Raw genomic sequence first — 12,246 nt, 5'->3', positions numbered from 1 at the left:
CTCAGGTGGTGGTCAGGGGCTTGCGGTAGACGTGGATGTCGCAGGGGGTGGCCAGCAGCGGGGCCAGGTGCGGGTGGCCGTCGGTGACGTCGCGCGTGCCCGCGAGACGGTAGCCGCGGCGGGTGTACCACTCCCGCAGGAAGACCTTGCCCGGGTGCCTCCAGTCGCGCGGGACCAGCAGCTCCAGCCGCATGGCGGCGAGCCCGCGGCCGCGGCTCAGGTCCTCGGCGAAGCGGACCAGCTCGCGTCCCACGCCGGACCCGCGGTGGGCCGGCGCCGACACCAGCATGCCGAACTCGCCCTCCCCGCTCTCCAGCCGCCGCACCCGCACCCCGCCCGCGATCTCGCCCGACACCCGGGCCACGGCGATCTCGCCGGCGGCGACCAGCTCCGCCATCTCGCCGGCCGTGGTCCGGGCGGCGCCCTCGGCCCACAGGCCCCGCTCCGCCACGGCGTACACCTGGTTGACGAGCTCGGTGAGCCCGGCCACGAGCGCGGGGTCGTGGCCCGCGGCGGAAGGGAGCATCTGGATCTCGGCGGCCGGCATCGCGCCCTCCTCGCTCGGGGACCTGCCCGGCCAACCTACCCCGCGCGGACCCGCGCCGGTCGCCCGCGCACGGCGCCTGCGCCGCGGCTACCGCTCCGCCGAGTCCGCCGTCTCGGGCGCGGCCAGCGCGAGCGTGAAACGGTCCTCCAGGACGGCGGGGTCGGACGGCAGCGGCTGCCGCTCGCCGGTCGGGGAGAAGCCGTGCCGGGTGTACAGCGCGCGGGCCCGGTCGTTGGGGACGGTCACCCACAGCTCGACCTCGCGCGCGCCGCGCTCCCGCGCCCACTCCAGCACCGTCGCGATCAGGTGGTCGGCGGCGCCTGAGCCGCGGGCGGCCGGGTCCACCCACATGCCGACCAGGTGCACGGTGCCGGGAAGCTCGCTCACGAAGCCCGTGGCCGTCCCGACCGGCCGGCCGCCGTCCTCGGCGAGGAACACCGCCGAGTCCTTCCCGGCCACCCGCTCGGCCCATACCTCCGGGCCGAAGGCGCGCTCGCGGTCGAGCGTCGAGGCGAAGGCCGAGGGGGCGTCCTCGAGCGCCCTCAGCCTGATCTCGCGCAGCCGCTCCTCGTCGCCCTTCCCCAGCCGCCTGATCTCCATGCATCCGGACCTTACCGGCAGGGCGCGCTTCTTCTCACAAGGAGGGGCCGACCAGGGCGACCAGGACGACGTTCAGCGTGATGATCACCGCGGAGGCGCAGGCGGCGGCCAGCGTCGTGGCCCCCCGGTTCACCCACGGGCCCATCACCTCCGCGCGGCGGGTCAGCAGCACCAGCGGGACCAGCGCGAAGGGGATGCCGAACGACAGCACCACCTGGCTCAGCACGAGCGCGTGCGTCGGGTCGACGCCGAACGCCAGCACGGCCAGGGCCGGCACCACCGCGACCAGCCGCCGCGCCCACAGCGGGATCCTGCGGCGCAGGAAGCCCTGCATCACGATCTGCCCGGCGTACACCCCGACGCTGGAGGAGGCCAGGCCCGAGGCCAGCAGCGCGACGCCGAACAGCAGCGCGGTGAGCGCCCCCGAGCCCTCGGCGAACCGGTCGAAGGCGCCGTGCAGGGTCGGCTCCGCGCCCGTGCCGCGCAGCAGGGTGGCCGCCGACACCAGCATCGCCATGTTGACGAGCCCGGCCACGCCCATGGCGAGCACGACGTCGAACCGCTGCGCGCGCAGCAGGATGCTCCGCTGAGGCTCGCCCATGCCCGCGAACCGTTCCTGGGTGAGCGCCGAGTGCAGGTAGACGGCATGGGGCATGACCGTCGCGCCGACGATCCCGGCCGCGAGCAGCACGCTCGCGGCCCCGTCGAACCGGGGCGCCAGCCCGCCCGCCAGCTCGCCGTACGGCACCGGCGCGCTCAGCGTCTGGTACAGGAACGCCCCCACGACGACGGCCAGCAGCGCGGTGATGGCCGCCTCGAACCTGCGGTGCCGCGCCGACCGCACGGCCAGCACCACGAACGACGCGACCGCGATGAGGACGCCGCCCTGCAGCATGGGCAGCCCGAACAGCAGGTTCAGCGCCACCGCGCCGCCGATGAACTCGGCCAGGTCCGTCATGATCACCACGATCTCCGCCTGGAGCCACAGCCCCCAGACGACCGGCCGGGGATACCGTTCCCGGCACAGCTCGGGCAGGCTGCGCCCGGTGGCGATGCCGAGCTTGGCCGACAGGTACTGGAGCAGCATCGCGACGACGTTGGCGGTCAGCACCACCCACAGCAGCAGGAACCCGAACCGCGTGCCGCCCTCGACGTTGGTCGCGAAGTTCCCGGGGTCGACGTACGCGACGGCGGCCACGAACGCGGGGCCCATCAGCCCCACCACGCGCTGCCGCATCCGCCCCGGGGCGGGCGGCGAGGCCGCCGGGGACGGCGCGGCGGCGGGCTCCGAGGCGCTCTCCGGTTTCGGGGCGTGCGGAACGGGATTCACGGCACCTGCCTTCGGGGTCGTGGACGGACGAGAGGACACGGCCTGGACGCCGGCGGCGGTGCGGAGGACGGGTCCGCGGATGCGGAGCGACCATCGTGTGACTTACACGCTTTGTTGTACTGCGTCGATTCATTACCGTAACTAGGCGACTACGCTACGTTTCGCTAACCGCCAACCGCGCCCGCGATCGTGGTCGTTTGACGGCGTCCGAGGCGTTTGCGATCATCGGCCGGGTGGCGGACACCGTGACGTTGCGCGCGTTCACCGAAGACGACCTCGGGTTCCTCGATCGCCTCGGCCGCGATCCCGACGCCGCCGGCTCCTTTCTGTGGACCGGGTTCACCGATCCCCGGGCCCGCCGCCGTCGCTGGGAGGAGGACGGCTACGTCAGCCCCCACTCCACCGCGCTCGCCGTGCAGCTGGCGGACGGGACCGTGGCGGGCCTGGTGAGCTGGCAGGCGAGCGGCGTGGCCGCCCACAACCTCGGGGCCAGGTACGAGATCGGCGCCGCGCTGCTGCCCGAGCACCGGGGGAGGGGCATCGGCGCGCTGGCCCAGCGCGCGCTCGTGGACCACCTGTTCAGGTACACGCGCGTACATCGGCTGGAGGCGTTCACCGAGAGCGGCAACCTCGCCGAGCGCAAGACGCTGGAGCGCGTGGGCTTCACCCTGGAAGGCGTGCTGCGTCACACGCACTTCCGGGACGGCGCCTGGCGCGACGCGGCGGTCTACGCGCTGATCCGCGACGACGGCCCCGCGTAGGGCCGCGGGGCCGGTCGCGGCGGTCACAGGAAGCGGGGGCCTCTGGTGGCCGGGATCTCGGCGCGCGGACGGCGCGGGGTGTCCCCGTAAGGGGTGCGGGGGCGGGGGAGCGGGCGGTCGCAGGACTCCTCGCCGCCGTTGACGACGACGATCGGGCAGTGGGCGTGGCGCAGGCAGGCCAGCAGCAGCGGGCCGAGGTGCGTCTCGGGCCCGCCGGGGGCCGAGCCGACCACCAGCAGGTCCGCGGCCTCGCAGTGCCACAGCAGGTCCCGCACGGGGTTGTCCCCGCTCAGGTGGCGGTCCACGGCCAGTCCCGGATACCGCTGCTCGATGGCCGAGACCGCCCGGTCCAGCGCCGCGCGTTCGCGGGCCCGCCGGCGCTCGGCCTCCGCCCGCCGGGCCACCGGCGCGTACGGCGCGGGGCTAGGCGCCTCCAGGGCGTGGACGACGACCAGGTCGGCCCCCCGCCGGAACGCCTCCGCGGCCGCCCAGGCCAGCGCGCCCCGTGACTCCGCTCGATGGTCCACTCCGACCACGATCCGCTCGACGCGTTCTTCGCTCATCTCCGCCTTCTCCGCTCGCCGCGGCCCTCGCCGGGGCCGCGCCCGTCCCCCGTGTCGCGGCCCGGGGCCCCGCCCGCCCGCGCGGGAAGGCGTCCCGAGGCGGCCCGGCACCGTACGCCCGCCATCGCGGGCCGCGCGTGCCTTCGATCGTCACCCACCGTCGCGTCCGGCGGGAAGCGCGCGGGCGAAGCTCAGGTGTTCTTCGTCAGGCACGGCCGTGTCACGGGGTGGTCCGCGGGGCCCTTAGCCTTCTGGGGAGGGGGATCGGAGGGCGGTACGACGGTTCCCGGAGAGCGGGAAGAGCACGGAAGGGGGCCGGGCGCGGTGCCGGACAGGGCGGCCAGACCGGATCTGCGGGCGGACTGCGCGAGCTGCTTCGCGCTGTGCTGCGTCGCGCTGCCGTTCGCGGCCTCGGCGGACTTCGCCGTCGACAAGCGGGCCGGAACACCCTGCCGGAACCTCGGCGCGGACTTCCGCTGCGGGATCCACCGCGAGCTTCGCCCGCGCGGTTTCGCCGGGTGCGCGGTGTTCGACTGCTTCGGCGCGGGGCAGAAGGTCTCGCAGGTGACCTTCGGCGGCCGTGACTGGCGCGGCGACCCGCGGACGGGGGCGCGGATGTTCGAGGTGTTCCCCGTCATGCGGCAGCTTCACGAGCTGCTGTGGTACCTGAACGAGGCGCTGGCCCTGCCGGCGGCCCGCCCCCTGCGCGAGGAGATCGGCGGCAGGCTGGCCGCGATCGAGCGCCTCGGCATGGGCTCCCCGGCCGAGCTGCTGGAGCTGGACGTCGCGGCGCTCCGGCGCGAGACCGCGCCGGCGCTGCGCGCGGCGAGCGCGCTGGCACGGGCGGGGCGCGGGAACGCCGACCACGCGGGCGCGGACCTCGCCGGCGCCGGCCTCAGGAACGCGCGGCTGAGCGGCGCGGACTTCCGGGGGGCCCTGCTGATCGGCGCGGACCTCAGGGGCGCCGACCTGAGATCGGCCGATCTGCTCGGCGCGGACCTGCGGGGCGCGAAGCTCGGCGGCGCCGATCTGACCGGCGCGATCTTCCTGATCCAGGCCCAGCTCGACGCCGCCCGGGGCGACGCGGCCACGCGGCTGTCCCCGTGGCTGGCCCGCCCGGCGCACTGGAGCGCGGACGGCGCCCCCTCCGGCCGTCGCAGGGCGTCCGCATGAGTGCGGCGCGGCCCTGCTCTGGCCGCGCCGCACGTTTCTCTGCCGGGCCGCACGGTCAGGGGCCCGGCATGCGCCGGAGAGGGTGCCGGGAGGTCAGCGCACGTCGACCCGGATCTGGACGATCGTGTGGTAGGGGATCCTGGTGTAGGAGGTCTGCCCGGCGGGCACCCACGGTCCGTCGATGGGGATGTAGCCCACCTCGGCCAGGAAGTGCTTCTCCATGACGAAGATGCGGTGCTCGCCCGTGCCGCCGGAGCAGTAGCTGCTGGCTCCGTGCTCGCCGGGGATGGGGTCGAGGGTGTAGGTGCAGCCGGTGGGGGAGGCGGAGGCGCCGGTGGCGGTGGCGGCCACCAGCCCGGTCGTCGCCAGGACGGTGGCGAATGCGGTCGCGGCCAATCTTCTCGCGTTCATGCGTGGCTCCTGGGGGGTGGCGGGAAGGCGTCTGCGGACCAGCGCGTTTTCAGTTAGGAAACTTTCTTAATAGAAAGTAATCCGGCCGGGGAAGGCCGTCAATATCCCGGGCGGCGACGCCGCTGTCCGGTTCCGGACATCCGTTCCGCCGATAAACGGGTCTCCTCAGCCCCAGCGCAGCTCGTCCAGGTTGACGACGACGGCCTCCTGCGTGCTGCGCGCGATCACCACCACGGCCTCGGACTCCGGATCGGGGTTCTCCTCGCGGTGCGGCACGAACGGCGGCACGAAGACGTAGTCCCCGGGCTTGGCGTCGATGCGCACCTCGCGCGGCTCGTCCCCCTCCATGTCGAGGAAGACGAACGACGGCGTGCCGCTGACCACGTAGATGGCCGTCTCGGACTCGCCGTGGTGGTGGTTGGCCGACACGGTGGAGGGCGCGACGTGCGTCTGCCCCATCCACAGCCGGGACGAGCCGACGCTCGCCCCGCTGATCGCCGCGCGCCGCACCATGCCGCCGGTCTGCGCGGTCTCCGCGCTCAGCCCCGCCGGGACGATGTGGTGCAGCCTGCGGTGGAACGGATCCTGCGGCGGCTCGCTCGCCATCATGACTCCAGCCGTGTCTTCCGGGTGATCGGACGGGCACCATCCTCGCGCATCGCCGGCGCCGAGGGCCGTCACCGCACGAGGCTGTGCTTGTCCTTGGGCAGCGCCTCGATCCACTCGCGCGGGAGGTTCAGCGTGTCCGCGCCGACCTGCGCCGGGGTGTTGGCCAGCCACTGCGCCGCCGAGACGTCGGCGAAGTACGGATCGCGGAACATCTCCAGGAACACCAGCGGCTCGTCGCCCAGGTTCTCGATGTAGTGGCCGAAGGCGAACGGCACGTACCCGACGTCCCCGGCCTGGAAGTCGAACGTGCGGGCCATCCCCGAAGCCGCGAACACCCCCATACGCCCGAAACCGGAGATGTAGTACTGCCACTCGTCATTGGTGGGATGCCAGTGCATCTCCCGCAGGCCGCCGGGCTCCAGCTCCACCAGCGCCGCGCAGATCGTGGTGGCCGCGGCGAAGGTCACGTTGTCGGCGACGCGCACCCGGCCCCCGTCGAAGCGGAGCGGTTCCTGGGCGAGCATGCGGTGGGTGAAGGAGCGCGGCACGTCGCCGGTCGGGCTCACGACCCGGTCGGACTCCAGCGGCGGCGGCACCTGCCCGGGGAAGATGTACCTCTCCTTCTCCGGCAGGCTCCCGAGCCGCCCGGACGGCCAGCCGAAGTTCTTGGCCAGCACGCTCCTCGGCGTGTGCGCGAACCAGTCGCTGACCAGGAAGGTCGAGTTCTCCGAGAAGTCGCCGTCGTCGAACACCAGCAGGAACTCCACGCCCTCGTCCAGGGCCTGGATGTGGTGGGGAACGCCCTTGGGGAAGAACCACAGGTCCCCCCGCCGCACGTCGTCGAGGAAGTTGCGTCCCTCCTGGTCCACCGCGCCGATCCGGCAGCTCCCCTCCAGGACGTAGGCCCACTCCGCCTGCTTGTGCCAGTGCAGCTCGCGGTAGGCGCCCGCGTTGAGCTTCATGTTCACCCCGGCCAGTGTCGTGGCGACCGGCAGCTCCCGCCGCGTCACCTCGCGCGCCCACCCGCCCTCCTCGATCCGGGTGTGGGCCATGGAGAAGGAGAACTTCATGTTGGGCAGGGTGCCGCTGTCGGTCGGCGGCGGGGTGAGCAGGTCGGGGTTCTGCCGGTCGAGTTCGAGGTTCCTCGGCCCCGTGTCCGTCCCTCCCTCGCCGTCGCGCTGCGGCTGGGGAACCCTCTCGTACGCGGTGCGGTCCATGGCGTCTCCTTTCCTGCGCGCCCCGGCGGATCCGCCGGCGGCGTCGAGCGGGGCCCGCGTCGTCGCCCGCGGGTCAGTGTCCGACGACGGTGGTGAGCGCCAGGACGCAGCCGAGCAGCGCGACCACCCCTCCTGCCGCGCCCGCGACGCGGGTGGTGAGCGGGGCGTTGACCAGCGGCCCCATCACCGAGCGGTCGCGGCAGAACAGCACCAGCAGGAACAGCGCCACCGGCACGCCCAGCGAGATGACCACCTGGCTGGCGATGAGCAGCCCGGTCAGCGACGCCCCGAGGAGCAGGGCGGCCACGGCGGGTGCCATCGTCACCAGCCGGCGCGCGTGGACGGGCACCCGCCGGCCGAGGAACCCCTGCATGACGACGTCGCCGGCCAGCGTGCCGACCCCGGAGGAGGAGACGCCCGAGGACAGCAGGGCCACGGCGAACGCCAGGGCCGCCGCTCCGCCGACGCGGGAGGCCAGCTCGGCGTGCGCCTCCAGCAGGTCCCCGGCCCACCGCCCGCCCGTCGCGGCGCCGAGCCCGGCGCCGAGCGCCACCATGGAGGTGTTGACGACGGTGGCGACGCCGAGGGCGAGCACGCAGTCCAGCCGCACGGCCCTGCGGATGAGCGCCGGCTGCCGCCAGGCGGCGTCGGAGGCGGCGTCGTGCCCCTGCACCAGCGCCGAGTGCAGGTAGACGGCGTGCGGCATCACGGTGGCGCCGACGATCCCCATCGCCAGGACCAGCGAGGCGTGCCCGTCCAGGACCGGCAGCAGCCCGGCGGCGAGCCCGGCCGCCGACTGGTGCCCGGTGACCAGCACGTCGTAGCCGATCCCCGCGCCCACCAGCAGCAGCGCGGCGGCGCTCGCGAGCTCGAACGGGCGCGTCCTGCCCCGGCGGCGCAGCTCGAGCAGCAGCAGGGACGCCGCCGCGGTCACCACGGCCGACAGCGCGACCGGCATGCCGAACAGCAGCCGCATGCCGATCGCCGCGCCCACGAACTCGGCCAGGTCCGTGGCGAGCACCACGACCTCGGCCTGCAGCCACAGCAGCCGGTTGCCCCACACGGGGAACCGCTCGCGGCACAGCCGCGGCAGGCTCCTGCCGGTGGCCATGCCGAGCTTCGCGGCCTGGTACTGCACGAGCATCGCCACGAGGCTGGCCGCCACGACCACCCACACCAGCAGGTAGCCGGACGTGGCGCCCGCGGTGAGGTTGGTGGCGACGTTCCCGGGGTCGACGTACGCGATCGCGGCCACGAACGCAGGGCCGATGACCTGCCGGGCGCGCGCCACGCCGGGCGGGGACGCCGCCCGCGCCTTCCCCGGACGGCGCGGATCTGTCGTTCTGCTGGGGACGAGCACTGATTCGCCTCATATCGCCGCCCGCGACGGATCGCGGTCTCTGCTGCGCGGGGCCGGCCGCGCCGGCGTGAACGAGGAATACCCTCGCGGCGCGGCGCGTGATCTCCCGTCCGGGCAAACGAAGAGCGGTGATCACGGAAAACGCGAAACGGCGGCCGCGTGGTCATCGGGGTGACCACGCGGCCGCCGGGTTGCGGGGCCGGCCCGGGACCTCACTTGAGGATCGGGAACCGGCGGACGATGGCGGTCCTGCCCCACCAGCCGCCGAGGCCGAGGGTGTCGCCGGCGCCGGCCAGCGCCAGCCCGGCCAGGACGACGGCGTAGACGAGGTGCTCGTCCATGAAGGGGTTGGTGGCCAGCGGCAGCTCGGCCGCCCACATGAAGACCAGGAGCAGGCCGCCGGCGGCGGCGGCGATCCGCATGCCGGCGCCGAGGATGAGCGCGGCGCCGATGCCGAGCAGGCCCGTCATGAACAGCCAGTCGACCCAGCCCTGCCCGGCCAGGGTGCCGAAGGCGTCGCCGAGGGCCTTGTCCGCGGTCCCCTTGAGGAACCCGGTGGTCGGGCTGCCGCCGTTGATCCAGGCGCGCTCGGCGGGGGTGGCGAAGCCCCAGCCGAACAGCTTGTCGAGGAAGGCCCACAGGAAGACCCATCCGAGGCCGATGCGGGCCGCGGCCCAGACGTAGGCCTGGGCGGTACGGGTCCGGCGCGGGGGTGCGGTCTCGGCGGTGGGCCGGGGAACCGCGTCGTATCGGGCGTTGATCTGGTGACGGCGCCCTTCGGTGATCGTCATGGCCGGACCTTTCGGTGCTGGGGGACTGTGTCCGCCGATTCCTGTTTTCCTTCGCGCTCCAATCACACCGTTGCGCCGCCGCGCGGTGCAGTGCCGTAGTGCTCGCCTCCGGCGCCGGACGGCCCGGCGGGAACGGGACTTTCGGCCCTGCCCCCGCCCCCGCCGCCGGCAGAAGTCTCTGAGGGGGAAGGCGCCGGGGCCGCTCGGCGCCGCCCTTCGATCGGGAGGAGTGGCCATGCCGTACCCCACCGCCACCGACCTCGGCGTCCGCCGGCTGCTGTGCGCCGCCGGTCAGGCGCCTTCGGTGCACAACACCCAGCCGTGGCGGTTCAGGGTCGCGCGCGAGGGCGCCGTCGAGCTGCTGGCCGACCCGGCACGACGCCTGGTGAGGAGCGACCCGCGCGGCAGATCCCTGCACGTGAGCTGTGGCGCCGCGCTGTTCAACCTGCGCCTGGCCGTCCGCGTGGCCGGATATCAGACGTTCACGCGGCCGCTGCCCGCGGAGGGCGGCTCGCGCCTGCTCGCCGTCGTCCGGCCGGGCCCGGCCGCCGCGCCCACGCCGGCCGAGCTGGAGCTGTACGCCGGCATCGGGCGGCGGCGCACCAACCGCGAGCCGTACGAGGACCGGCCGTTGCCCCCGGCGGTGGTGGCCGACCTGCGCGTCGCCGCCTCCCGGGAGGGGGCCGCCCTGGTGCCGCTCGGCGGGTACGCCGCCACCGAGCTCCTCGACCTCGTCGCCGCCGCCGAGGACGAACTGGCCGCCGACCACGCCTACCAGGCCGAGCTGCGGACGTGGACCACGCGCGAGAGTCACCACGACGGCATGCCCGCCCGCGTGCTCGGCCCGCGCCCGGCCGGCGACCTCCCGCCGACCCGCGACTTCGGCGCGCACGCCGCCGGTTCCCGCGCGCGGTTCGAGCCCCGCCCCCGGCTCATGGTGCTCACCACCCGGGGAGACCGGCCCGCCGACTGGCTGCGCGCCGGGCAGGCCCTGCAGAGGGTGCTGCTGGTGGCGTGCGCGCACGGGGTCTCGGTGTCGTTCCTCAACCAGCCGCTCGACCTGCGCGACATGCGGCTGCGCGGCGACCCGGGCCACCGGCGCGGCCACGCCCAGATGATCCTCAGACTCGGCTACGGCCCCGCCGTGCCGCGCGCGCCACGCCGCCCTCCCGCCGAGCTGATGGCCGGTGTGCGCGAGAACCCGCCCGCGCGGGGCTTCCGTCTCCTGCCCCCTGCCCGCGCCCGCGGATGAGATCGGGACAGAGGCCGCCCCTGCGGGCTCGCCTCCCCGCCTTACGGGGGAGGGGAGCCGGCGGAGGCGGCTCAGCCGGACGGCTGCCCGGCCCTCAGCGCGGCGGACACCGACGCGGCCCAGGCGGCCACGTGGCCGCGGTCGCGGTGGTCGCCGGCCATCTTCCTGGCGAGGGACGCCGCCATGACGCCCTGCGCGTCCGCGGCCAGCCGCCCGCCGAAGGTCGCGTGCCCGCGCGCGCCCAGCCGGGCCATCCGCCTGGCGACCCCCCGCACCGGCGGGATGTCCTTCTCCTCCGCCGAGCGGTCCAGGGGGCCGCTGCTGAACAGCCACACCGGGCGCTCGCGCAGCGCCCGCGCGTTGCGGCGCGCGAAACGGCGGGCGTCCTTGTGCCAGATCCCCGCGTACAGCGCGCCGCCGATGACGACCGCGTCGTAGCCGGCCACGTCCGTCTTGCCCCCGGCCTCCAGCGCGGGCACCACGTCGGCGCGGTGCCCGTCCCGCCGCAGCGCCTCGCCGACCCACCGCGCGATCTCGGCGGTCGATCCTCTCGTGGACCCGTAGGTCACCAGCACCCGCGCCATGCGGATCACCTCCGGCCCCAGCGTGCTCCTCGCCGAGGCGGCCGGGCAGGGACGGAGGTCCCGGATCGCCGGGACGTCCGCCCGGTGCGCGCGGTGCGCGACGTGTGATGGCATGACGGTGGAAATAACGTCCGGCCGGTCCGGCGGAAGAAGGGTTGTGCATCATGTCTGGAACGATCGTCGTCGGAGTCGACGGTTCCTCGCCCGCGACGGCGGCGGTGGAATGGGCCGCGCGCGACGCCGCGCGCCTGAACGCCGCCGTGCGCATCGTCCACGTGCGGGAGCCGTGGAGCGACGCCGCCCCCTTCCACAACGTCCCCGGCTTCCAGGACTCCCTGTCGGAGTTCTGCGAGGGCGTCGTGGCCGCCGCGGCCGAGCGGGTCCGCGCGGCCGCGCCCGACGTCGAGGTGTCCACGGTCCTGGCGGCGGGCACCGTCGTCGACACCTTGCTGCGCGAGGCGCGTGACGCCGAGGAGGTCGTGCTGGGCAGCAGGGGCATGGGCGGCTTCGCCGGGCTGGTGCTGGGCTCGGTCGGGCTCGGCGTCGCCGGGCACTTCCCCGGCCCCGTGGTGGTCGTGCGCGGCTCCGCCGAGACCAAGACCGGCGAGGTCGTCGTCGGCTACGACGGGTCGCCCGCCTCCGAGGCGGCCATGGACTACGCCTTCTCCCAGGCCGAGGCGCGCTCGGCGCGGCTGCGCGTCGTCCACGCCTGGCAGAGCCCGCTGTTCTCGTCGTTCGCGGTCGCCTACACCGACCTCGTCTCGGACCTGTACGAGACCCACGCCGAGGAGTTCCAGCGCTCCCTGGAGCCGTGGCTGCGCAAGTACCCCGGAGTCACGGCCGTCGGATCCTCGGTGTGCGGGGCGGCGGTGCCGGCGCTGGCGGAGGCCTCGCGGCACGCGGACCTGGTCGTGGTCGGCTCGCGCGGCCTCGGCGGCTTCGGCTCGGCCGTGCTCGGCTCGGTGGGCCACGGTGTGCTGCACCACTCCCACTGCCCGGTGGCCATCGTCCGCCCCCGCGCCGGGGACTCCCGCGACGGCGCGTGACG

The 12,246-nt window shown here is 74.7% G+C and carries 14 protein-coding genes; 4 read left to right on the top strand and 10 right to left on the bottom strand.

Features of this window, described 5'->3' with window-relative positions; genetic code table 11:
* Position 1: 1 nt before the first annotated feature.
* From BJ981_RS36695 to BJ981_RS36685, 3 genes are all read right to left on the bottom strand, one after another.
* Positions 2 to 547: a GNAT family N-acetyltransferase gene (locus BJ981_RS36695; RefSeq protein WP_184618094.1), complete on the bottom strand. Its 546-nt coding sequence runs from the start codon at positions 545 to 547 to the stop codon at positions 2 to 4.
* A gap of 87 nt (positions 548 to 634) precedes the next feature.
* Positions 635 to 1,147 carry a GNAT family N-acetyltransferase gene (locus BJ981_RS36690; protein WP_184618093.1) on the bottom strand — a complete coding sequence of 171 codons (513 nt, stop codon included), beginning with the start codon at positions 1,145 to 1,147 and terminating at the stop codon, positions 635 to 637.
* A gap of 34 nt (positions 1,148 to 1,181) precedes the next feature.
* Positions 1,182 to 2,477, bottom strand: coding sequence for an Nramp family divalent metal transporter (locus BJ981_RS36685; RefSeq protein ID WP_239139085.1), 1,296 nt, complete (start codon positions 2,475 to 2,477; stop codon positions 1,182 to 1,184).
* Positions 2,478 to 2,710: 233 nt separating this feature from the next.
* Here BJ981_RS36685 and BJ981_RS36680 point away from each other — a divergent pair, with 233 nt between their 5' ends.
* Entirely contained in the window at positions 2,711 to 3,238 is a 528-nt protein-coding gene (locus tag BJ981_RS36680) for a GNAT family N-acetyltransferase (protein WP_184618092.1), read from the top strand.
* A gap of 23 nt (positions 3,239 to 3,261) precedes the next feature.
* On the opposite strand, the gene BJ981_RS36675 is transcribed toward BJ981_RS36680, so the two are convergent.
* Complete coding sequence (locus BJ981_RS36675) at positions 3,262 to 3,801, bottom strand: universal stress protein (RefSeq protein ID WP_184618091.1); 540 nt, start codon at positions 3,799 to 3,801, stop codon at positions 3,262 to 3,264.
* 324 nt (positions 3,802 to 4,125) lie between these two features.
* Here BJ981_RS36675 and BJ981_RS36670 point away from each other — a divergent pair, with 324 nt between their 5' ends.
* Positions 4,126 to 4,974, top strand: a complete 849-nt coding sequence (locus BJ981_RS36670) for a pentapeptide repeat-containing protein (protein ID WP_239139084.1) — start codon at positions 4,126 to 4,128, stop codon at positions 4,972 to 4,974.
* 93 nt (positions 4,975 to 5,067) lie between these two features.
* Here BJ981_RS36670 and BJ981_RS36665 read toward each other — a convergent pair whose 3' ends face one another.
* From BJ981_RS36665 to BJ981_RS36645, 5 genes are all read right to left on the bottom strand, one after another.
* Complete coding sequence (locus BJ981_RS36665; protein WP_184618089.1) at positions 5,068 to 5,385, bottom strand: hypothetical protein; 318 nt, start codon at positions 5,383 to 5,385, stop codon at positions 5,068 to 5,070.
* 165 nt (positions 5,386 to 5,550) lie between these two features.
* Positions 5,551 to 5,994: a cupin domain-containing protein gene (locus BJ981_RS36660; RefSeq protein WP_260325492.1), complete on the bottom strand. Its 444-nt coding sequence runs from the start codon at positions 5,992 to 5,994 to the stop codon at positions 5,551 to 5,553.
* A gap of 68 nt (positions 5,995 to 6,062) precedes the next feature.
* On the bottom strand, positions 6,063 to 7,211 hold the full coding sequence (locus BJ981_RS36655) for an oxalate decarboxylase family bicupin (RefSeq protein WP_184618088.1): 1,149 nt from the start codon (positions 7,209 to 7,211) through the stop codon (positions 6,063 to 6,065).
* 73 nt (positions 7,212 to 7,284) lie between these two features.
* Entirely contained in the window at positions 7,285 to 8,571 is a 1,287-nt protein-coding gene (locus tag BJ981_RS36650) for an Nramp family divalent metal transporter (protein WP_184618087.1), read from the bottom strand.
* Positions 8,572 to 8,783: 212 nt separating this feature from the next.
* Positions 8,784 to 9,362, bottom strand: coding sequence for a hypothetical protein (locus tag BJ981_RS36645; RefSeq protein ID WP_184618086.1), 579 nt, complete (start codon positions 9,360 to 9,362; stop codon positions 8,784 to 8,786).
* A gap of 235 nt (positions 9,363 to 9,597) precedes the next feature.
* On the opposite strand from BJ981_RS36645, the gene BJ981_RS36640 reads away from it, so the two are divergent.
* Positions 9,598 to 10,614, top strand: coding sequence for an Acg family FMN-binding oxidoreductase (locus BJ981_RS36640; protein WP_184618085.1), 1,017 nt, complete (start codon positions 9,598 to 9,600; stop codon positions 10,612 to 10,614).
* Between the two features lie 71 nt (positions 10,615 to 10,685).
* Here the strand turns inward: BJ981_RS36640 and BJ981_RS36635 are convergent, their stop codons facing one another.
* Positions 10,686 to 11,312 carry a flavodoxin domain-containing protein gene (locus BJ981_RS36635; RefSeq protein ID WP_221315601.1) on the bottom strand — a complete coding sequence of 209 codons (627 nt, stop codon included), beginning with the start codon at positions 11,310 to 11,312 and terminating at the stop codon, positions 10,686 to 10,688.
* Positions 11,313 to 11,362: 50 nt separating this feature from the next.
* Here BJ981_RS36635 and BJ981_RS36630 point away from each other — a divergent pair, with 50 nt between their 5' ends.
* Positions 11,363 to 12,244 (top strand): universal stress protein, encoded by an 882-nt coding sequence (locus tag BJ981_RS36630; protein WP_184618084.1) that lies wholly within the window; start codon positions 11,363 to 11,365, stop codon positions 12,242 to 12,244.
* Positions 12,245 to 12,246 lie beyond the last annotated feature (2 nt).

Source organism: Sphaerisporangium krabiense (assembly GCF_014200435.1).
Lineage (GTDB): Bacteria > Actinomycetota > Actinomycetes > Streptosporangiales > Streptosporangiaceae > Sphaerisporangium > Sphaerisporangium krabiense.
The sequence above is the reverse complement of the archived record's forward strand: the minus strand, read 5'-3'. Positions and strand labels throughout refer to the sequence as shown.

Excerpts from the sequence above, each read along its gene's own strand:
- BJ981_RS36695 (WP_184618094.1), bottom strand. The coding sequence starts at position 547 with ATGCCGGCCGCCGAGATCCAGATGCTCCCTTCCGCCGCGGGCCACGAC.
- BJ981_RS36690 (WP_184618093.1), bottom strand. The coding sequence starts at position 1,147 with ATGGAGATCAGGCGGCTGGGGAAGGGCGACGAGGAGCGGCTGCGCGAG.
- BJ981_RS36675 (WP_184618091.1), bottom strand. The coding sequence starts at position 3,801 with ATGAGCGAAGAACGCGTCGAGCGGATCGTGGTCGGAGTGGACCATCGA.
- BJ981_RS36665 (WP_184618089.1), bottom strand. The coding sequence starts at position 5,385 with ATGAACGCGAGAAGATTGGCCGCGACCGCATTCGCCACCGTCCTGGCG.
- BJ981_RS36660 (WP_260325492.1), bottom strand. The coding sequence starts at position 5,994 with ATGATGGCGAGCGAGCCGCCGCAGGATCCGTTCCACCGCAGGCTGCAC.
- BJ981_RS36655 (WP_184618088.1), bottom strand. The coding sequence starts at position 7,211 with ATGGACCGCACCGCGTACGAGAGGGTTCCCCAGCCGCAGCGCGACGGC.
- BJ981_RS36645 (WP_184618086.1), bottom strand. The coding sequence starts at position 9,362 with ATGACGATCACCGAAGGGCGCCGTCACCAGATCAACGCCCGATACGAC.
- BJ981_RS36640 (WP_184618085.1), top strand. The coding sequence starts at position 9,598 with ATGCCGTACCCCACCGCCACCGACCTCGGCGTCCGCCGGCTGCTGTGC.
- BJ981_RS36635 (WP_221315601.1), bottom strand. The coding sequence starts at position 11,312 with ATGCCATCACACGTCGCGCACCGCGCGCACCGGGCGGACGTCCCGGCG.
- BJ981_RS36630 (WP_184618084.1), top strand. The coding sequence starts at position 11,363 with ATGTCTGGAACGATCGTCGTCGGAGTCGACGGTTCCTCGCCCGCGACG.